At 62.8% G+C, this 21,380-nt stretch carries 15 protein-coding genes; 10 read left to right on the top strand and 5 right to left on the bottom strand.

Features of this window, described 5'->3' with window-relative positions; translation table 11 throughout:
• Positions 1–9 precede the first annotated feature (9 nt).
• From VOI22_RS17475 to VOI22_RS17465, 3 genes are all read right to left on the bottom strand, one after another.
• Positions 10–1,638, bottom strand: a complete 1,629-nt coding sequence (locus VOI22_RS17475) for a thiamine pyrophosphate-binding protein (RefSeq protein ID WP_323797738.1) — start codon at positions 1,636–1,638, stop codon at positions 10–12.
• Positions 1,639–1,967: 329 nt separating this feature from the next.
• Complete coding sequence (locus VOI22_RS17470) at positions 1,968–4,085, bottom strand: TRAP transporter permease (protein WP_323797737.1); 2,118 nt, start codon at positions 4,083–4,085, stop codon at positions 1,968–1,970.
• Between the two features lie 120 nt (positions 4,086–4,205).
• Positions 4,206–5,228, bottom strand: a complete 1,023-nt coding sequence (locus tag VOI22_RS17465) for a TAXI family TRAP transporter solute-binding subunit (RefSeq protein WP_323797736.1) — start codon at positions 5,226–5,228, stop codon at positions 4,206–4,208.
• Between the two features lie 191 nt (positions 5,229–5,419).
• Here VOI22_RS17465 and VOI22_RS17460 point away from each other — a divergent pair, with 191 nt between their 5' ends.
• From VOI22_RS17460 to VOI22_RS17425, 8 genes are all read left to right on the top strand, one after another.
• A complete protein-coding gene (locus tag VOI22_RS17460) occupies positions 5,420–7,189 on the top strand; it encodes a tetratricopeptide repeat-containing sulfotransferase family protein (protein WP_323797735.1) in 1,770 nt (589 codons plus the stop codon).
• 151 nt (positions 7,190–7,340) lie between these two features.
• Entirely contained in the window at positions 7,341–9,602 is a 2,262-nt protein-coding gene (locus VOI22_RS17455) for a hybrid sensor histidine kinase/response regulator (protein WP_323797734.1), read from the top strand.
• Entirely contained in the window at positions 9,599–10,012 is a 414-nt protein-coding gene (locus VOI22_RS17450) for a response regulator (protein WP_323797733.1), read from the top strand. Before VOI22_RS17455 ends, VOI22_RS17450 begins: the two co-directional genes overlap by 4 nt.
• A 202-nt stretch (positions 10,013–10,214) precedes the next feature.
• Positions 10,215–10,811, top strand: coding sequence for a hypothetical protein (locus VOI22_RS17445; RefSeq protein WP_323797732.1), 597 nt, complete (start codon positions 10,215–10,217; stop codon positions 10,809–10,811).
• 136 nt (positions 10,812–10,947) lie between these two features.
• Positions 10,948–12,126 carry an alanine--glyoxylate aminotransferase family protein gene (locus VOI22_RS17440; protein ID WP_323797731.1) on the top strand — a complete coding sequence of 393 codons (1,179 nt, stop codon included), beginning with the start codon at positions 10,948–10,950 and terminating at the stop codon, positions 12,124–12,126.
• 23 nt (positions 12,127–12,149) lie between these two features.
• Entirely contained in the window at positions 12,150–12,938 is a 789-nt protein-coding gene (locus tag VOI22_RS17435) for a hypothetical protein (protein ID WP_323797730.1), read from the top strand.
• A 95-nt stretch (positions 12,939–13,033) separates the two neighbouring features.
• Positions 13,034–15,112 (top strand): hydantoinase/oxoprolinase family protein, encoded by a 2,079-nt coding sequence (locus VOI22_RS17430; RefSeq protein ID WP_323797729.1) that lies wholly within the window; start codon positions 13,034–13,036, stop codon positions 15,110–15,112.
• Complete coding sequence (locus tag VOI22_RS17425) at positions 15,109–16,887, top strand: hydantoinase B/oxoprolinase family protein (RefSeq protein ID WP_323797728.1); 1,779 nt, start codon at positions 15,109–15,111, stop codon at positions 16,885–16,887. The genes VOI22_RS17430 and VOI22_RS17425 overlap by 4 nt, the downstream gene beginning before the upstream one ends.
• A 3-nt stretch (positions 16,888–16,890) precedes the next feature.
• Here VOI22_RS17425 and VOI22_RS17420 read toward each other — a convergent pair whose 3' ends face one another.
• Positions 16,891–18,129, bottom strand: coding sequence for a cyclopropane-fatty-acyl-phospholipid synthase family protein (locus VOI22_RS17420; protein ID WP_323797727.1), 1,239 nt, complete (start codon positions 18,127–18,129; stop codon positions 16,891–16,893).
• 347 nt (positions 18,130–18,476) lie between these two features.
• On the opposite strand from VOI22_RS17420, the gene VOI22_RS17415 reads away from it, so the two are divergent.
• Complete coding sequence (locus VOI22_RS17415) at positions 18,477–19,124, top strand: VOC family protein (protein ID WP_323797726.1); 648 nt, start codon at positions 18,477–18,479, stop codon at positions 19,122–19,124.
• Here VOI22_RS17415 and VOI22_RS17410 read toward each other — a convergent pair.
• Entirely contained in the window at positions 19,121–19,744 is a 624-nt protein-coding gene (locus VOI22_RS17410) for a hypothetical protein (RefSeq protein WP_323797725.1), read from the bottom strand. The genes VOI22_RS17415 and VOI22_RS17410 overlap by 4 nt on opposite strands.
• 305 nt (positions 19,745–20,049) lie before the next feature.
• Between VOI22_RS17410 and serA the strand changes: the two genes are divergently transcribed.
• Positions 20,050–21,303, top strand: a complete 1,254-nt coding sequence (serA, locus tag VOI22_RS17405) for a phosphoglycerate dehydrogenase (protein WP_323797724.1) — start codon at positions 20,050–20,052, stop codon at positions 21,301–21,303.
• The last annotated feature ends 77 nt before the right edge of the window (positions 21,304–21,380 follow it).

Genomic DNA, 21,380 nt, shown 5'->3' with positions numbered 1-21,380 from the left:
GGCGGTCGCCTAGCTGTTCTTGGGCAGCACCGCGTCCAGACTGGTATCGACGACAATGAATTGCGGCCCGGGCGCGACGAGAAGCGCCGGCAGGCGGTCGAGATCGGCCTCTGTCTTCAACCGTGTGACGGCGAAGCCATAGGCCCGTCCCATCAGCTCGAGGTCCGGATTGACGAAGCCGGTCCCGACCGGACGGCCCGGAAAGTGCCGTTCCTGATTGATCCGGATTGACGCATAGACGCCGTTCTCCGAGAGAATCACCTTCAGCGGCAGGGCGCGTTCCATGGCGACGGAAAGCTCGCTGCCGGTCATCAGGAAACCGCCATCGCCGACAAGGCAGATTACCGGCGTGCCGGGACGGCGCAAACCGGCTGCAACCGCTGCCGGGACTCCGAAACCCATGGCGCCGGAGATCGGCGCCAGCAGTCTCTGGGAGGGCCGGAACGGCACCACGCGATAGACCGGTGCACCGAAGGTTCCGGCATCCACGGTGACGATGGCATCTTCCGGCAGGATTTCGCCCATCCGGTGGACCACGGTCTCGAACGGGATACCGTCGGTCACGGAAAAGCTGCGCGGCGCGGCGATATTGTTGCGGATGGTGCGCAACCGGTCGGTCCAGGCCGCCCGGCCGTTCGGCGGAGGCGCCGCGGCCGAACCCATGTCGGTGACAAGACGGATGGGATCGCAGGCGAACGAGATGTCCGGTGCGAAATGGGTGCCGATCTGCGCCGAGTCGCCATGGACATGGACCAGTTTCATCTCCGGCTGGATCATGCGCGGAAAGCTGTAGCCCTGTGTGGTGATGTCCGAAAGCCGTGCGCCGAGCACGAGCAGCAGGTCGGTGTCGCGTAGCGCTGCCATCTGCTCTGTCGGGTTGGCCAGCCCCATGTCGCCGGCATAATGCCGCTCGGTATTGTCGACCAGATCCTGGCGGCGGAAGGAGACCACTGCCGGTACCTGCCAGGCAGAGAGAAAATTGCCGATGGCCGTGCGACCGCCCGGCCGGTCAAAGGCGCTGCCGACCACGGCAAGCGGCCGTTCCGCCGTCGAGAGTGCCGCGCGAAGTTCGGACAGCAGGTGCGGGTCGGGTGCCGTTGCCGGCAATGCTGGCACGACGACCGGCGCGGCGTCGACATCCGCCGTCAGGACATTCTCTGGCACGGCGATGACAACCGGCCCCGGTGTTCCCGTCGTCGCGGTGACGAGGGCCCGCAGCATGACCTCCGGAGCGCGTGCCGGGTCGGTGATCTCGGCAGTCCATTTGGCGATCCGGCCGAACATGTGGCCATAGTCGATCTCCTGGAAGGAATCCCGGCGCAAATCCTGTGTAGGCACCTGGCCGACGAGAAGGATCAGGGGCACGCCGTCCTGCTGGGCGGTATGGACGGCGATGGCGGCATTGCTGGCACCTGGGCCGCGGCTGACGCAGGAGATTCCGGGAACCCCGGAGAGCCGGGCGTCGGCCAGCGCCATGAACCCGGCGCCGGCTTCATGCCGGCAGACCACGGTGTCGATATCGTCCCGCTCGTACAGCGCATCCAGCAGGCCGAGATAGCTTTCTCCGGGTACGCAGAAGACCCGGTCGATGCCGTTCCGGACCAGTGTGTCCACGATCAGGGTGCCGACGCTTGGCATGTTTCCTCCGGGGGCGGGTCGACAATTCTGGCGCAGTCTGACGCAGCGCTTGGCAGGGTGGCCGTGAATGACCGTCTTACCCCATAGACTAGCAGCGTCGCCCTGCCAACGGGGATTGCGGCCTTCATGCCCGGTGCGTCCGGTTCATCTTCTGAGGATGGGGCCGCATCTTCAGACCGACCGCGGTCCCGGGTTCCGGCCCCTGTTCGGAGAGGTGCCGGAGTGGTTGAACGGAACGAAGAGTTTGCCGCGATGTGCGCCTTTACCGCTGACCTAGACTAACTCACCATAACCCGCCGCCTGATGGCTCAAGCGGCGGGCAGGGTGCGTTATGTGCCCGACGCGCCCACTGTTGCATTGGCATGGGGCCATGGCTTGCGTTTGTTGAGGTAGAAGACCACGGCAAACACGGCAAGCGCGGCGATGTTGACATAGAGATGGGCCGGCCACATCAGGGCGAAGCCGACCGCGCCAATCACCGCACGTTCAAGCAGGTTCATCCTGTTTTCCCAATGGCCTTCCAAGGCAGCGCAGAGCGCCCAGAAACCGAAAACGGCGAAACCGAACACTTCCAGCATCTCCCCCCAGTTGCCGCTCATGAGCGGCGTGAAGGCGATCAGGAAGGGGACGAAATACAGCCCTTTCGCAATTTTCCAGGAATAGAATCCAGTCAGCATTGGCGGCGATTTGGCGATTGCGGCCGCGGTAAAGGACGCCAGGCACACGGGCGGGGTCACATTGCTGTCCTGGGACAGCCAGAACACGATCATATGCGCTGACAACAGGGCGGTCGCCAGCACCGGGGCGGTGAACGCCGTGTCATAAAGCAGGGACAGGCTTTCAAACGGCATGCCCTTGATCAGCGTGTGGGCCTGGTCGAAAGGCATGGGGCCGGCAAGCGCTGCTATCGCTTCAGGCGCGGTCAGCATGAAGATTGCCTTGGCGGTGTCCGGCAGGGTGCCGCTGACCAGTTGATCGATCAGCTGGTCCTGCAGGATGAGCTGGTTCAACGCGGGGGCCGAAAGGGTGCCCAGCACGATATAGGCAGCGGTTACCGGCAGGCCCATTCCCAGGACGAGGGAGGCCAGCGCCACCAGAATGATGGCGATGGCCAGTGAGCCGCCTGCCCAGCTGGTAATCATCAGAGAAAAGGTGTTGCCGAGCCCTGTTGTCGCAATGACGTTGACGATGAGGCCCACGGAACACAACAGGATGGCTGTCATGATCATGTTTCGCGACCCGAGTTCAAGGGCGGCGATGATCTGTTTCAGCCCCATGCGGTTCGGGGTCAGCCAGGACGCGCCGATACAGATCAGAATGGCGAAACCGGCGGCATATGTCGGCGTATAGCCGATGACCAGCATCGCGATCAGCAAGGCGACCGGGATGATGAATGGCGGGCCGCCTTCCTTGAAGACTTGCCAGACGGTCGGCGAATTCTCGTCTGGCGGGAGGACGGCGTTGACCTTGCGCGCCTCGATCCGGACGAAGAAGGCAACGGTCAGGAAATACAGGATGGCGGGCAGGATGCTGACCACCACGATGGTGGTGTAGGGAATCTGGGTGATGGAGGCCATGACAAAGGCACCGGCGCCCATGATGGGCGGCATCAATTGCCCGCCGGTGGACGCGGCAGCTTCCACGCCGCCGGCGAATTGCGGCTTGAATCCGGCCTTTTTCATCAGCGGGATCGTGATCACGCCGGTCGATGCCGTATTGGCGACGGCAGACCCCGAAATCGTGCCGGTCAGGCCGCTGGCGATCACCGCGACCAGGCCGGGCCCGCCGACAAGCTTGCCGGCAACGGTTCTGGAAATATTGACGATGAAGTTCCCCGCCCCCGATTTCAGCAGGAAGGCGCCAAACAGGATGAACATGAAAACAAAGGTCGAGGAGATTCCGGCAATATTGCCGAACAGCGCATCGTCGCCATACATCGACCGGAACATCAGGGTTTCGGGTTGCAGGCCGGAAAACCGGAACACACCCGGCACATAGGCACCGAACCACGAGATATAGGCGAGGGCCGTGACGATCAGGACCGGAATGATCATCCCGGTTGTGCGGCGGGTAAATTCGATCGCCCCGATGATACAGATCGATCCCATGACCCAGTCCAGGGACGAGAGCCGGACGCCGCGATCGTAGATCGCGCTTTCGGCATTCACGATATACAGCGCGGCAAGGGCGACAAGCACTCCGAAGCCGATATCGAGTGCCCGGATCAGCGGGCGTTGTGCCCAGGGTTTTTTCGAGACCGACGTCACGAGACCGCAGAGCAGCGCAAATCCGGCGAAATGGAATCCGTTCTGAAACAGCGTGGGCAGAGTGCCCAGCGTGTTCATCCAGATATGGAAAAGGGCGATGCCCACGGCAAGAAAAAGGATGGTGACCTCTGTCTTGGACCTTTTCTTGACGTCAATGTCTTCGGCGTTCTCGGGATTCATCTGTGCCCTGCCCGTGGTGTTTTTTCTTGCACCGGCTTGATGCCGGATTTGAAAAACCGGAGGCCGTGCAATTCGGCCTCCGGTCAAGCTGTCCAACGTTAGACAAACGGTATCTGCTTCTTATTTAGCAATCAGGCTGTCAGGGATGGCAATCCCGACTTCCTTGTAGTAACGCGCGGCACCGGGATGCAGCGGTACCGGCAGACCGGCAATCGCCTTGTCGATCGCCATCGCTTTCGTGGCGGCGTGGATGGCGTTCAGGAAGCCGAGATTCTCAAAGATCGTCTTGGTGATCTGATAGACATCTTCTTCCGGAATATCCGCCGTCGTGGCCAGGAAGTTCGGCTGGGCAACGGTCTGGATGTCCGTTGTCTGACCGGGATAGGAGTTGGCTGGAATGGTGTACGGGACCCACAGGCCGCGACCGTTGTCGGCCTTCTTCATATCGTCGTCGGTCATGCTGAGCATCTTCACACGGTCGCCCGCGGTGGACATCAGCTGAACCAGCGCGCCGACGGGAACGCCACCTGGCACTCCGGCGCCGACAACCTTGCCATCCTGCAAGGCGGCGACCGACGGGCCATATCCGCCGTACATCAGTTCAAAATCCGTGTCCATGTCCAGGCCAAACCCGGCCATGATGGTACGGTTGGATCCGATTGTGCCGGAATTCTTGGCGCCCATCGCAACGGCTTGGCCCTTCAGGGCAACGAAGTCGGCCATTGTGCCGGTCTTCGCCTTGTCGGCAGCAACGACGTAATGCTCCACATTCTGCCACAGCATGCTGATGGAGCGCAGTTTGGTCTGTGGACCGTCGGCCGCGACAGGACCGGTGCCGGTTGCGGCATAATAGCCGAAGAGCCCCTGGAGAATTGCGAACTGGGCTTCGCCGTCCCGGAGCAGTTTCACGTTCTCGCCTGATCCGGCCGAGGAAATGGCGGACATGCCAATCTTCGTCTTCGGCTCCAGCTTGACCTTGGTCAGGGTAGCGAGGGCGACGCCAACCGGGTAGTAGGTGCCACCGGTCGACGCGGTCGACAGGATATAGTTCTTTGCTTCTTGGGCAGAGGCCATTCCGGCACTCAATGTAATCCCAAGAGCAACGGCACCGGCCGTGATCACGCGTGATGGACGAAAGTTCATTATTATACTCCCTGATGTTTTTTATCTTTCGGGGTCGCCGAATGGGCCCGTGCGATGAAAATGGTGCCAACGATATTCGGCATCAAGCTCAACTTCGTCTTTTCCATTTTCAGCGCAGTCGCAACGCGATTGCTATCGCACGCTGATACTGATCGACTACTCTCGGGTTGAATTGTTGAAGAGTTTGCCCGATGTCCGCCTTTGCTGCCGATCCTGATTATCTGACAGAAACCCGCCGCCTGATGGCCGACGCCCAGGCGGCGTTTGAGCGTGGGGATCTGGCGGGATCGGCGGATGGGTTCATGCGTGTCGCCCGGCGCCACCCAGCGGCGGTGGGTGGATGGGTTCAGGCGGCGGCGGCGGGATTGCGGGCTGGAGTGCCCTTGCTTGCCCTGACGGCGGCGCGGCGGGCTGTGCTGCTTGATCCGGCGTCCCCATCCGCGACGGCTTTGTTGACTGTTGCCTCCACTGCAGAACCTCTGGCCGGCCGTCACAGGGCGACTGCGCTCTGGGCGCTGACGCATCCGGGCAAGGCAGAGGCGCTGGGTGCCCTTGCAAGCAGTTATCAGGAATTGGGGCGACTCCGTGAAGCGGAGCGCGCTGCCGGGGATGCCCTGCATGCCGATCCGAACATGGCGTGGGTACGGGTCAATCTCGCCGTGATTCTGCGTGAATCCGGCCGTGAGAGAGAAGCCGAGACGGAGTTGCGCCGGGCCGTGATTGCCGAGCCGGGGACTAACCTGGCCTGGCGGCGCATGGCGGGCTTTGCCGAGACACTTTCGAAGCTTGAGCTCGCCGGCAGGGCGGCCCGCCGGGCTCTGATCATTGACGCCGAGGATCATGTCAGTGCGGTGTTTCTCTCGATTGTCGAGCGTCGCCAGGGCGATCTCGAAGGCGCGCTGCATCGCTTGCAGGCTTTGCCGGAGGCGCTGGACGGTGAGGCGGGGCGCGATGCCGTCGAGTTTGAGCTGGGGACCGTTCTCGACCGGCTCGGGCAATATGATGAGGCCTGGGCTCGCTTCGAGCATGGCAATGAGATCGCGGTCCAGCGCGCGCCGTCGGGTACTGCCGACCCGCGCCTGTTTTTGAACACGCTCAATGCCTATGAGAGGGCGATATCGGACGGGTGGCCGACCCGCTGGACGCCGCTTCCGGAAGCGGAGCCGCCCGCCGTATTCATGGTCGGTTTTCCGCGCTCCGGGACAACATTGCTCGACCAGATTCTGGATGCCCATCCGGATGCGCGGGTGATCGAGGAGCAGCCGGTGCTCTCCAGCGTCGGGGCCGGGTTCGCGGCGCTGGGCGCAGGAACGCTGGCCGAACGTCTTGCCGCGCTCAATGAGGCTGACGCCGACCGGCTGCGCGCGGAATACCGTGCCAAGCTGGCGCGCTGGGCTGGCGAAGAGGGGAGCCGGCCGCGTGTGGTGATCGACAAGATGCCGCTCAATATCGTCTATCTTCCGCTTGCTCTCAGGCTCTATCCGAATGCCAAGGTGATCCTGTCCCTGCGCCATCCGTGCGATTGCTGCCTGAGTTGCTTCATGCAGTCGATACGGCTGAACTCGGCGATGGCCAGTTTCACCTCGATGGAGGGCGCCGCCGGTTTCTATGCGCGCGTCATGGCGCTGTGGCAGGAGATCGAGCGGACACTGTCGCCCGACCATATTACCGTGCGCTACGAGGATCTCGTTGCGGACACGGAAGGAACTGCCCGGCGGGTGACAAGCTTCCTCGGTCTCGACTGGACCGACGCGGTTCTCGATCACACGGCGCACGCCAAGGCGCGCGGGATGATCCGCACCCCCAGTTTCCGGCAGGTTTCGGAGCCGATCTATACGCGCGCCGTTGGCCGATGGGTACGATACCGGGACCAGATGGCGCCTTATCTGGACACACTTGCCCCGTATGCCGAACATTTCGGCTATGGCGACCCGAGGGTGATCCCGCCCGGGGAAGACTAAGCCTGAATTTCCAAGATTGCTGCGCCGGATCGTTTTTTTGATCCCGTCACCGAGCCCGGCGTGTCAGAGATCCGGATTGATGCAAGTCATTTCGCCTCTGGCAGCGGCCGGGCATGGTGGCGTTATCGGCTCCTTCGTTTCTGGCTGACCTATGGCGCTTGCCGCAAAACATCATCTCGACAGATCGCTGCCGGACAGTGGACGAGGACCGGGTTTCGGCGCCTTGATCGGTTTGATCGTGGCCGTGCTGGCACTGGCCGCAATCCTGATGGTGTTGGCTGTCAATCGTATCCAGACCGCTCTGCTTGAGCGCGATGCAATTTCCATGGGGGTACGCTGGACCAACGGCATTGTCGCGCATCTGGAATCGATTGTACCCGTGCTCCAGGGAAAGAGCCTCTCCGAGGCCGACCGTCGCACCATCGCGCTGGCGTCCCGGCTCGGCGGGTTGCGGGATTTTGTCATATTCGATCAGAACGGCCGTGCCGTCGCCTCCTCGAATGCGGAGGAGGTCGGCCGGGTCAATACGTCCGCCTATTGGGCGGATCAGGTGCTCCGGGGCGAACCGCACGCGGCAATCGAGATACTGCCTGCGGACGGTGCGGTGGAACCCGTCATTGTCGCCGAAACCTATCTGCCGGTCTTCAGCCGGGGGGCCGGTTCGGATAATGGAACCGGCGGCAAAACAGGAACCGTTATTGGGGCGTTCGAGGCATATCTCGATGTCTCGGCCAGTGCGCGCGCCTATCGGCGGATCGGTCTCTACATGTCGGTTGTCGGCGTTGCCCTCATCCTGTTTTCCGGCGGCATTGCCATAGCCTTTGTGTGGCGCAATGCCGCCTATCGGTCCGAGCGGGAGAATTCCCTGGCGCTCGCGCGCCGGGCGGCAGAGGCTTCCAACGCCGCGAAGTCGAGTTTTCTGGCGACGATGAGCCATGAGATCCGGACGCCGATGAGCGGTGTCCTGGCTACGCTGGAATTACTCGAGCGCACGCCGCTGAACGCGGGTCAGCGCGACATGCTCACGGTCATCCGCCGGTCCGCCGGAGCGCTGTTGGAACTGCTGAACCAGATACTCGACCTGTCTAAGATCGAGGCCGGCAAATTTGATCTTTCGATTGCGCCATTTTCCCTTGCCGAAATGGCGGGGCAGGCGGTTGCAGTCTTGAGGCCCGCGGCATCACGCAAGTCGATCTCGCTCGATCTGGTGATTGCGCGGGATCTTCCCGATGTCGTGTGTGGAGACGAGGCGCGGCTGCGGCAAATTCTGCTCAATCTGGTCGGCAATGCGATCAAGTTCACGGAGTCTGGAAAGGTCACCGTCAGTCTGCAACCGGATAAGGCGGTGAAGGACGGTATATCCATTTCGGTGACGGATACCGGACTCGGCATGGAGAGGGCCGATCTGGACCGCCTGTTCAAGCCATTCGAGCAGGCGGATTCCTCGACCACAAGACGGTTCGGTGGCACTGGTCTCGGGCTCGCCATCACACGACAGCTGGCCGACCTTATGGGCGGTCATATTTCCGTGACGAGTACACCCGGCCGTGGCAGCGCGTTCCGGCTCGTCCTGCCGCTGCCGGAGAGTTCGGAGGCGGCTGCATCCGCCGCGCAGGACATCTTCGAAACGCCGCAACTGTCGTTGTCTGTTCTGGTGGCGGACGATGACGAGACCAACCGCTGGGTCATGGGACGGCAACTGGAGCAGTTTGGCTGTTCCGCGACCATTGTGGAAAATGGTGCTGAGGCCCTGGAGCGCTGGCGGCAGAATCCGGGAAAATGGGATGTGCTTATTACGGATTGGCATATGCCTGAACTGGACGGTCTTGGCCTGTTGCGGGCCTTGCGTGCCGAGGCGTTGGCGGCACGGGCCGAGGCACGGCTGCTGATCATGACGGCGGCGGGACTTCCCGAAGATGTCGCGCTGGCCCGTGACGCCGGTGCAGATGAGGTTCTGATCAAGCCGGTTTCTCTTCGCGTGCTGGCCCGCGCGCTGGCTCCCGGTTCCGGTGGCGATGTGTTTGGTTCGGGAGAGCTGCCAGACCGTGAAGCCGCCTTGCCTGATCCGGCCGTGCTCGACACAAGAGATCTGGCAGAAATGTGCGGCGGAGATCAGTCCATGCTTGAGCAGGCTCTCTCCCGCTTTGCCGTCCGGCTGGAAGAGTCTCTGAAGCTACTGCAGGTCGGGGCAAAACCGGCCGATATTGCCGGTGAAGCCCACAAGCTGAAAGGCGCTGCCGCTGCGGTAGGGGCTGTCCGGTTGGCAGCTGCTGCGGGGGAGCTTGAAACCCTCTTTCGCCGTAATGGAGGTACCCCTGACCCTGAAGATTTTGCCTCCCTGCAGCAGGAGGCGCAGACATTGCGCAAAGCGCTTGCAGCCTATCGGACGAATGAAGGAAAGGCGGAAACGTGACCAGCCGCGGTGAAAATCAATACGAAGAGATTGATGTCCTCGTCGTCGAGGATGACGAGTTCCAGCGTTCTCTGATTGTCCAGGCGCTCCAGGTTCTCGGCTTTCCGGTGATCCGTGAGGCCGGAGACGGGGAAGAAGGTCTCAAGGCGTGTGTCGCGAAGTTGCCGGGTCTGATCCTCTGCGATATTGAGATGCAGCCGATGGACGGCATGGCCTTCCTGAAGGCATTGCGCCGGACGAAATCTGCCGCCGTGCGGGAAATTCCGATCGTATTCCTGACCTCTCACAATGAATCGGAAACGGTCCAGGAGGCCGTCGCGGCGGGTGTCGATGCGTTTATCATCAAGCCACTGACCCTGAAGAAGCTGAAAGGGCGGCTCGACGCAATCTTCGCGAACCCCAGATTTTGACCGGTTTTCCGGCCGCCTGAGGTGCCGGCTTACCTTGGGTTGGTTTTTATTGGTCTGGATTTTGCTTCTGTCCACTTTGCCGTATGGCACAGGTTGATTTCAGGGACGGAAGCAGTTGCCGATGGCATTTGCCGAAAATTTGGACTCCGGCTTACCGGACATGTCCGGGATCTCCGCGCCTTCGGGCGCCGGCGGTTTTCAGATGCACAGTTTCGGATTCTGGCAGCAAGGAGTTGCACCGGGCGACTGGTCGCGCGGGGTCATTGCGCGGAATCTGGACGGCGAGGACTTCAAAGGATACCGGCGGGCCTCCGACCCGTCACATCTGCGGGATACAGGCTCGCTTTTGCCCGAGGCAAGAGATGCGCAGCCGGACGAGATCGTGGTTGAGACAGGAAGTGTTGTTGCCGGGCTGGACGCGGATGGCACCGCCGCTGCGATAGGACGGCTGGTTGCGGCCTATGGAGGGGAAGACGACCGGGGTGCGATCGACGCGGATGCGCTGGTCCAGCCGGCCCGCGCGGATCTCTATGGTGCGGATCTCTACGGCATAGAACTGGTTGATACGGTCGCCGCTGCTGCCCGGCGTGCCGGACTTGAGGGCTCTCCCATGCACGCCGCCATACGCGGCATGGACGCGACCCCGGTTGCTGCCGAAGACAGCTTGGGCGAGATCGGTCTGCTCCGCCGGGAAACGGACCGGGAGACTGAGGCCGTTCCTGCTGACGCTGAGCCCGTCCGGTTTGATGCGGCGAGCCAACCCCTGATCCAGAGCGCCGACGACTTCCTGATGCTTTGATCGCGGCCAGTGCGACTTTGGCCGTGTGACTGCGGTCCATGCCGTCATCGCTGGATTCTCTTTCCGGACTGTCCCCTTGCGCTGACGTGCCGGCGCTGGTTCCATGCTCGGGTCGCTTCGTTCCACGATCCATTTCATGAGCAAAACCATGTCCGCCTCCAGCACCGGGGCTTCGCTGCCCTACCGCCTTCGTCTGCCTGGCCCCACAGCCGTTCCCAGCCGCGTCCTTCAAGCCGCCGCACAGCCGATGATCGCCCATCGCGGGCCCGAATTCCTGGCCCGCTTCAAGGCGATCCAGAACAGGCTGCAACCGATCCTGGGCCGTTCCGGCGTTCCGCCCTTTATCTTCTCCTCGACCGGCATTGGCGCCATGGAATCTGGCATCATCAACGTCGCTGGACCCGGTCAGCGGGTGCTGATCGCGACCAATGGCCAGTGGGGGCCTGTGTTCCGGCGGCTGTCTGAAGGCATTGGCGCCGAGGTGGACGAGGTGGTCACGGCGGTTGGCGACCCGATCGATCTCGATGGTGTGCGCCGGGCGCTCGGGGAGAAGAGCTATGCCGCCGTCGTGACGGTGCATAGCGAAAGCTCGACCGGCGCGCTGACCGATCTGAAATCCCTCGGCGGAATCGTTGCGGAAACGGAATCTGTTCTGGTCTGCGACAGTGTCAGCGGTCTCGGCGGGGCCGAGATGCGGGCGGATGAATGGGGTGTCGATGTCGTTCTCTCCGCCTCGCAGAAATGCCTGATGTGCCCGCCGGGCCTCGGCATTGCCAGCATCAGCGAGAAGGCCTGGGGCATCATCGAGCGCGACGATCGCGGCCCGCGCGGTTATTTCGACTATCGCCGCTTCCGGCCGATGGCGGAGAAGGGCGAGCCGACCTATACGGCGCCGGTTGCCATGCTCAATGCCCTCGACGAGGCCCTGACCATGATCGGCGAGGAGGGGCTGGACGCGACACTGGCACGGCATCTGCGGCTTAACCGTGCGCTCACCGCCGGGCTTGAAGCGCTCGGCTTCTCGGTCTTCCCGACAGGAACGCCAAGCCCGACACTGGTCGTGGTGAAAACGCCGGACGGCGTTTCCGCCCCGGCGCTGATCGATCATCTGGCGGAGCGGTATAATTGCATGATCGCCGGGACCCGCTTCGAGGATCTGAAGGACCGTCTGGTCCGTATCGGCACTATGGGCTGGGTCGATGAGGCGGATATCCTGACCGACCTTGAACAAATCGCTGCTGCGTTGAGTGATCTTGGCGCCAAGGCGGACAAAGACGGCGCGCTGGCGGCCTCAAAGGCAGTGTTCGCCGGGTAAAAAATCAGAGGGGGGAGCGGCGCATGACAGCACGCGACAATTGGGGCTGGAAAGCCCGTATCGGCATGTTCATTGTCAGCAGCGAGGCCGTTCCGGAGGCGGAATGGTGGGCAATGCTGCCGCCCCATGTCTCTGTTCATGCCGCCCGCGTCACCGCGCCCTCGCCTTGGGCTGCCTGGGATGCAGACCGGTCCCGTGTTGCCTTGTCGGAAGATCTGGCGCACGGGGCGCGGCAGTTTGCCTCGATGCGCCTGTCGGCGGTGGTGCTCGGCCACAGTTCCAGCAGCCTGGTTGGCGGCAAGGGCTGGGACGAGGCCGTGGTGGCGGGGCTCGCGGAGATCATCGGCCCGGACATCCCGGTCACGACCAACGCTCTCGACTGTTTTGCCGCTCTGAAAGCGTCTGAAATCAAAAACCCGTTTTTGGTCCTGCCGCCCTGGTTCAACGACGCCACGCTCGCCGTCGGCCTCGGTTATTTCCGCGACCACGGCATCGAGCCCGCCGGCATGCTGCGCTACGATCCGGGACCGGGCTGGCGTGACGTGCCGACCGGCGACATGTACCCGATGGGTCTCGGGTTCGAGCAGCAGATCGAACCACTCTACAGCCAGATCAGGGCCGCCTGCCCGGTTGAGGCCGACGGCGTGCTCATCCTTGGCACGGGCTTCCGCTGCGTCGGGATCATCGAAGCGCTGGAGGAGGATCTGCAGCGACCGGTGATCACGGCCAACCAGGCCAGCCTCTGGCATTGTCTGCGGTTGGCGGGTGTTCGGACGGAAGTCGAGGGATACGGGAGTTTGCTCGGCAAATAGGTGCTGACGGACCGCGAACGCAGCCGTTGCACTATCCATTGTCACGCGGTCAGACTGGTGCCCGTTTTTCTGACCAGCCCCGAAAGTCCTTTCTGATGATTTCTCTGAAAGCCCCCTGGCGGATCGGCGTCGATGTCGGGGGCACCTTTACGGATATGGTGATAGCGGGAGCGGATGGCGCCCTGCATGTCTTCAAGGTGCCGTCGGTGCCGTCGGACCCGGCCCGTGGCGTGATGAACGCCGTGGCGAAGGCGGCGGCGGATCTGGGGCTGTCGGAGGCCGAGTTCCTTGGCCAATGCGCCTTTTTCGCGCACGGGTCGACGGTGGCGACCAATACGTTGCTGGAGCGCAAGGGGGTGCGGGTCGGGCTGCTGACCACCGAGGGCTTCCGGGATTCGCTGGAGATCAGACGGGGTATACGGACCAACCCCTGGGATCACCGGACGCCTTATCCGGAGGTGCTGGTGCCGCGCTATCTGCGCCGACCGGTCGCCGGCCGGCTGGACACGCACGGGAAGGAGCTGGCGCCGCTCGACCTCGACCAGGTCCGGGCCGTCGGCGAACGGTTCCGGGCGGAGGGGGTGGAGGCGGTAGCGATATGCCTGCTGAATGCCTTTGCCAACCCGGCGCACGAGGAGGCTGCGGCCGAGGTGCTGGCAGGAAGCTGGGGCGGAGACTGGATCGCCCGGTCCAGCGCCGTCGCCCCGATCATCGGAGAATACGAGCGCAGCTCGACCACGGTGGTCAGCGCCTATGTGGCGCCGCGCGTGGTCGGCTATCTGCAGGAGCTGGAGGCGACGCTGGCGGATAGCGGTCTTCGCCACAAGCTTTTCATGCTGCAGTCGAACGGCGGCGCGGTCTCAGTCGGACAAATTGCCGAACGCCCGGTGAACCTGATCCTTTCCGGCCCGGCCGCCGGTGTTGGCTCCATGCGGCATCTGGCGGAGGTGTCGGGGCATGACGATCTTCTCTCCATGGAGATCGGCGGCACCAGCTGTGACGTCATGCTGATGGGCGCGGGCCGGATCGCCATCACCGACGAGCTTTCGGTCGCCGATTACGACCTTGTCATACCGTCGGTCGATATCCACACGGTCGGCGCCGGGGGCGGCACCATTGCCGGGGTCGACGGCGCGGGCATGCTGTTCGCCGGACCGGAAGGCGCGGGCGCCCGTCCGGGCCCGGCCTGCTACGGGCATGGCGGGACGGAGCCGACGGTGACCGACGCCAATCTCGTGCTCGGCCGGTTGAAGCCCGGTGCCTATGCCGGCGGGTCCGTCACTCTCGACCGTGAGAAAGCCCGCGCCGCCGTGCGGACGCGGGTGGCGGAGCCGCTCGGACTTTCGGTCGAGGACGGGGCTGCCGGGATCATCCGGCTGGTGGAACAGAACCTGTTGCATGCAGTGGAGCGGATCTCGGTGCAGCGCGGGCAGAATCCGCGCCGCTTCCGGCTGGTTGCCTGTGGCGGGGCCGGGCCGATGCACGGGGCGCCGGTCGGCCGCCGTCTCGGCTGCGCGGCCGTCTATGTGCCGCGTCAGGCCGGTGCCTTCTGCGCCCTCGGCATGCTGCATTCCGACGTCCGGCAGGATTTCATGGACGTGCATTTCCAGGATCTCGATACGATCCCGGAACAACCGGTCGAGGCGCGTTACGCAGCCCTGGAGGACAGGGCGCGGAGCCTGCTTTCGGACGAAGGCTTTGCCGCCGCGGAGATGCGGACCGAGCGGGAGCTTGACCTGCGTTATGACGGCCAGCAATGGGACCTTCGCATCCCGGTTGCACCTCAGGATAGCGCGGAGGAGATCCGGGCCGCTTTCGAGCAGGAATACGCGCAACGCTTCGGCCATCTCGTGCCGGGCGGCCGGATATTGATTACCGCGCTGCGCGTTGTCGGCAAGGGGCTTCTACCGCCGCTTGCCGAGGCGCGCCTGCCCAAGGCGGCAGGGGTGGCGGAACCGGTCGAGCACCGCCCGGTTTTCATCGACGAGCAACATGGCACGATGCGTGCGGACATCTATCGCGGCGTGGATCTTCTGCCGGGGCACACGATGGCGGGACCGCTGCTGATCGAGGAGGAGACGACGACAATCTTCGCCGGTCCGGGCGACCGGGTGACGGTGGATGCGGCAGGAAATTATCTCGTTACCTTCGAGGACAGGGAGGACGCGGCATGAGCATGCCCCGGACGAAAGCCGTCGACCCGGTTCTTCTTGCCCTGACGCAGAACCGGCTCGATCACATCTCGCAGCAGATGGGGCATGTGATGGTGCGCACGGCCCGCAGCCCGATCTTCAGTCAGGCGCACGACTTCACCTGTTTCATTGCCGGTCCGGACGGCCGGGTGACGGCGCAGGCGGATGGCATTCCGATCCATAGTGGCGGTGGCGGCTTCGCGGCGCGTGCGATCCTGCGTGACTTCGCGGGCGATATCGCGGACGGCGATGTCTTCCTGCTGAACGATCCCTGGGCAGCCGGCGGCAACCATCTGCCGGACTGGGTGATCGCCCGTCCGGTCTTCGTCGAGGGCCGTCTGGTTTCCCTGGTCTGCAACCGGGCGCACCAGTCCGACATCGGTGGCGGTGCGGCGGGCACGTACAACCCGGAGGCGACCGAGGTCTGGCAGGAGGGTGTGCGGCTGCCGGTGCTGAAGCTTGTCGAGGCCGGTACGGTCAGGCGGGATCTCTGGAAACTGCTGCTGCTGAATACCCGGACACCGGACCTCCTGGAAGGCGATCTCGGCGCCATGCTCGGCTCGACCAGGATCGGCTCCGAACAGGTGGCGAGCCTGGTGGCGGAGCTCGGCGTCGACGAGGCGCTCGGTTATTTCGACGGCATCCTCTCTCATGCCGCGGGCCGCATGGGGGCCGCGCTCGCCGAATTGCCTGCTGGCGTCTATGAGGGCGAGGAGCGCAGCGATAACGATTGCTTCGAGCAGCGCGACATCTGGGTCCGGGTCAAAGTGACGATTGAGGCCGGTCGGGCGAAGGTGGATTTCACAGGTACCGACCCGCAGATCCGTGGCTTCAAGAACTCGACCGTCGCGAACACTCATTCGGCGGTCTATACCGCCTTTGCCGCCTTTTTCGATCCGGCGATACCGCGTAACGAGGGTACTTTTTCGGTTATCGATATCGTGGCCCCGGAAGGCAGCCTGGTGAACGCGCGCGAAGGCGCGGCAACGACCATGGACACCGTGTTCGTGGCACATGAGATCATCCATGCCGTCTGGAAGGCATTGAACCGCGCGGCACCGGGACGGGCTGCCGCCGGCTGGGCGAAGAACATATTCGGCGTGACGTCAGGCCGTGAGGTCGCCGGGGACGGGACGGAAGGCCGCCCTTATGTCTTCTATCACGGGCTGGCCGCGGCGGGTGCCGGCGCCGTCGAGGGCCGTGACGGTTTCAACCAGATCGGTCACCTCTGCACCCTTGGCGGGCTGACGATTTCCAACGCGGAGACTTACGAGCGGCTCTATCCGGTGCATTTCGAGCGTCAGGAATTCCGGTGTGACTCCGGCGGCGCCGGGCTCTGGCGTGGCGGGACCGGCGCCCATTACGATGTCGAAATCAAAACGCCGGCACTTTACTCATTCCGTGGCGAGGGGCTGCGCTACCGGACCGGGTTCGGCATCAAGGGCGGTCACTGGGGCGCGGCCGGGGAAATGCACGTACAGGAACATGGCGGAGCGCCGGAGCTGGCCCCAAAGTTCGGCCTGAAACGCATGGCGGCGGCGCGCCTGACGGCAAGCTCTCCCGGTGGCGGCGGCTGGGGCGACCCATTGACCCGGCCGGTGGAAGCCGTCTGGCGAGACTGGCGCGACGGCCTTGTTTCGTCGGAGGCCGCGCGGGAGCAGTACGGAGTCGTTCTGCGCGGCGATCCTGACGATCCGGGAGCCACCCTTGCGGCAGCGTTCGACGAAACGGCCACGGCAGCTCTGCGCAAGAAGTGAACTTTACTGCGACGCCCGTTCCCGGACCGCGCGCAGTGCCGTCGGCATGTCGCGGTCATAGTCGGTGATATAGTCGCGGGTCAGCGGAACGGCTTCCTGGTCGAGCGCCATCTGCACCTGAAACACCATGTGACCGAAGCGCCGGAAAGAGAGTTCGGAGCTGATCAGGTAGAACTCCCACATCCGGCAGAAACGTTCGTCATAGAGCTTAGCCATGGCGTCCCGCTTGGCCATGAACCGCTCGCGCCAGTGTCGCAGGGTCTCGGCATAATGCAGGCGGAGGATCTCGACATCGGCCACCCAGAGCGCTTGCCGTTCGATTTCCGGCAGCACTTCGGAAAGGGCCGGCGAATAGCCGCCGGGGAAAATATAGCGTCTGATCCAGGGATTGGTGACGCCCGGACCGTCCATGCGGCCGATGGAATGCAGTAATGCGACCCCGTCTTCTTTCAGGGTGCTCCGGATCTTCCCAAAGAAGTCCGGATAATGGCCGGCGCCGACATGCTCGAACATGCCGACCGAGACGATGCGGTCGAACTTCTCCTCGATCAGGCGGTAATCCATCAGCTCGAACCGGACCTGGTCCGACAGGCCGGATGCCTGTGCCCTGGCGACGGCGCTCTTGTGCTGCTCTTCCGAGAGGGTGACCCCGAGCACCTCGACATCCGCCATCCGGGCCAGAGCAATGGCAAGCCCGCCCCAGCCGCAGCCGATATCGAGCACCCGTTGTCCCGGCTTCAACAGAAGCTTCGCCGCGATATGCCGAATTTTTGCCTCCTGCGCAGCGTCGAGTCCCATGCCGGGTTGGGAGAAGTAAGCGCAGGAATACTGCCGTTGCGGATCGAGGAAGCTGTCATAGAGGGCGCTGGAGAGATCGTAGTGGTGGGCCACGTTCTCGCGCGAGCGGCTGATTGGATTGTATTGCTGCAGCCCCCGTACCGCCCAGCTTATAGCGCCGAGCATTCGCTGCAGAGGCTGATGTTCAAGGCGCTGGTAATTCACCATGCCGATCTCGATCAGATCGTAGAGCCGACCTTCTTCGATGCTTAGCCGGCCGTCCATGTAGGCTTCGCCGAGTGTGAGCTGAGGATACAGCGCAAGCTGCAAGTCGGTTACCCGGTCATGCACGCGGATCGTGACGGACGGTGCGCCCGATCCAACACTCCGGCGTTTGCCGCCAGGTCCGATAATCGTGATCGTTCCGGTCTTGATCATCCGGGACAGGAGATTCGCAAACAACATCGGTCCGCCCCCACATTTACTGAAGAAGACGATGGTGTGGACCGCTGCGGTCAACCGATCCGAATCCCGCAATCTCTGAATTACACGGTCCGGTTATGGTTAAGGATGCGTCAGATCGCGGGAAAATTCAAATTGTCATATCGAATATAGGGAGATCCGGGCGTGGAACTAATGAGGTGAACAGAATGCTGCAGCCTTACGCGATCTTTCGCCTCAGCCAGTCTGTCAATTGTTCCATTCCCAAAACGATCACGAAAGTCGCGAGAGTACCGGTCGGAATTCTCCATGGCTTCGGCGAAGAAGCGCCCGCTATAGTTGGAGACAATCCTTTTGCCGGAGTGACTCTCATGCGCCTTGTTTTCGATCATCTCGCCCTTGTCGCCGCCGACCTTGAAGCCGGGGTCGATTGGGCCAAAGAGCGGCTCGGCGTCGATATGGCGGTCGGTGGCGCACATCCGAAAATGGGCACGCACAACAGGTTGACCCGGACCGGGCCGGATAATTTTCTCGAGATCATCGCCATTGATCCGGAACAAGCCGCTCCGGGCAGGGTGCGCTGGTACCGGATGGACGATCCGGCGGTTCGCGAAATGACGAAAACGGCGCCGCGGCCGCTTTCCTGGATTGTGGCGACGGACGACCTGGACGCCGTGCTTGGCGCGGCCCGGGATCTTGGTCTCGATCTGGGTAGGCCGGTTCAGGTCAGCCGGGGAGATCTGACCTGGCGGATTGCCGTTCGCGATGATGGAGATTTGCCGGAGGGCGGGACCTTGCCGGTTTTCATTCAATGGCCCGAGGGTCCGCATCCGGCGATGCGGATGCCTGAGCTTGGTCTCGGAATCTCCAGAATCCTGCTTCGCCACCCGGACCCGGCATGGCTGGATAGAACGCTCTCCCAGCTGGGCGTCCGGCATATGGTCGAGATTGAAAGCGGCCCCGCCGGGATCGCGGCGGAGATATCGCGCCAGGATGCATCGCCCGTACTGGTCTGCTAGGCCAGTGCGTCTCGAGGGACAAGATCTTCGTAGCTGGTATCGGTTCCGAAGCCGAGATCGATAAAATCGCGCCGTGTCACGACTGATTCGATCATGCGAGATCGGATCGCCGAGCTGACCTGCGGTTGATCCAGTTGTTCGTCTGCCAAGAAAATGAATCCGTCGATACCGGGCTCGTCGGATCGCAGCGGAAAAGCACAGGCCTCGGCCGCGTATTCCTCTCCATTGTCGTATCGTTGAAGAAGTTCGGTGCGAAAGCCGCAGGGAGTGCTGACAACCAATTCCATCGATCGCATGGCATGGTCTCGCCGCACCGGATCGACCAGTTCGTAATAGTCGACGCCGGTCAGATTCCGTCCGAAGCGTTGGAGGAGTGCTTCGCCGGCAATTCGGAAAACGCAGGTCGAGCCGAGCGTCACAGCCGTAAGCGCGACATTCGCCATGGCCGGGGCGAAATCCGTGATGTCCAAACCGTTTTTCGGCGGGATGCCCCCATCGCCGCGTTCGATCAGGCTGGCATATCCGGTCGCAAGCAACTTGCAGCTCCGCGTCGTGAAATTGGGCAGGGCTTCCGCAATACTCCCAAAACACTCCGGTCGGCGCGTGGTCCAACGCGACATGCAATATTCCCTCATATCAAGCGCATCGCCATCCCCCGACAGCCCCCTACGCAGACCCAGTTTGCACAGGCAGACTTTCCAAAAAGTAAACTCCCCGTTCTGGGTGCCCGCTCTGGGTGAGTCTATTCTTTGACCGGAGTCGCAGGCTTCCGCCTCGATGTCGGTCTTTATGACTATGCGACGCGGCGTCGTCTTGCGAATCGGCTGATGTCTCTATAACTGTACGGCCGCTGCGGCACCAACGTGTCGAGTGAAAGCGTTATACGCATCATTGCCGATCGAAACCCTTCCGGACCCGAGCCAGAATGAGCAAGATTAAGAACCCCTCCCTGCCCAAGGAAAAAATCAAATTCCTGCTGCTTGAGGGCATTTCCGAAACAGCAATTCGGCAGCTTGAGATCGCTGGGTATCCCTGCATAGAGCGGCAGGCGAAAGCACTGGAGGAGGATGCGCTGAAAGCCGCGCTGGCCGATGTTCGGCTTCTCGGTATTCGCTCGCGCACCAAGGTGACGGAAAGCGTCATCGCCTCGACCGATAAGCTGATCGCGCTCGGTTGTTTTTCGGTCGGTACCAATCAGGTCGATCTGGAGGCGGCGAAGCGCAAGGGCATTCCAGTCTTCAATGCGCCGTTCTCGAATACGCGCAGCGTGGCTGAATTGACCATTGCCGAGATCGTCATGTTGTTTCGGCGAGTCTTTCCGCGGTCTGTCGGGGCACATGAGAGCCGGTGGGAGAAATCGGCAGCGGGCAGCCGGGAAATTCGCGGCAAGACGCTCGGGATCGTCGGGTATGGCAATATCGGCACACAGCTGGCGAACCTGGCCGAGGGAATGGGCATGCGGGTGATCTATTTCGATCGCTCCGACAAGCTCAGTCACGGCAATGTGGAACCGGCGGCAACACTCGATGAACTCCTGGAAGCCTCCGATGTGGTTTCCCTGCACCTGCCGGAAACCCCGGAAACGAAGGACATGATCGGTGCCCGCGAAATCGCCAAGATGAAGCCGGGCGCTTATCTCATCAACAATGCCCGTGGCACCATTCTGGATGTGGACGCGCTGGCAGCCGCATTGAAAAGCGGGCATCTCGCCGGTGCGGCGGTGGACGTATTCCCGACAGAGCCGAAATCGAACGCGGACCCGTTCCAGTCTCCGCTGCAGGGGCTCGACAACGTGATCCTGACGCCACATGTCGGCGGCTCGACCGAGGAAGCGCAGGAGCGTATCGGCGAGGAAGTCATCCGCAAGATGATCGAATATTCCGATGTCGGGTCGACTGCCGGGGCGGTGAATTTTCCCGAAGTGCAGCTTCACCCGCGTCCGGCCGGCACCCGTTTCATCCAGGTGCAGCGAAACTTGCCGGGTGAGCTCGGGCGCCTGAACGACGTGTTTGCGGCCCACAATATCAATATCGCGGCCCAGCATTACCAGACGGACGGTGAGATAGGGTATGTCGTGCTCGACGCTGAGGGGCATGTTCCCGAGGCGGACAAGGTGATCCGTGCCGTGCGCTCGCTTGAGGGCACAATCCGTGCCCGGGTGCTTAACCGGGTCACCTGAGCGACCTCTGGAATCTGACCCAGGCTGCTAGGTGTCCCGATACTGGCAGGATAAGTTTGTGCCGGGGCGAGGAGGCC

Source organism: Nisaea sp., from assembly GCF_034670185.1.
GTDB lineage: Bacteria > Pseudomonadota > Alphaproteobacteria > Thalassobaculales > Thalassobaculaceae > Nisaea.
This window is presented reverse-complemented; position numbering and strand designations above follow the sequence as displayed.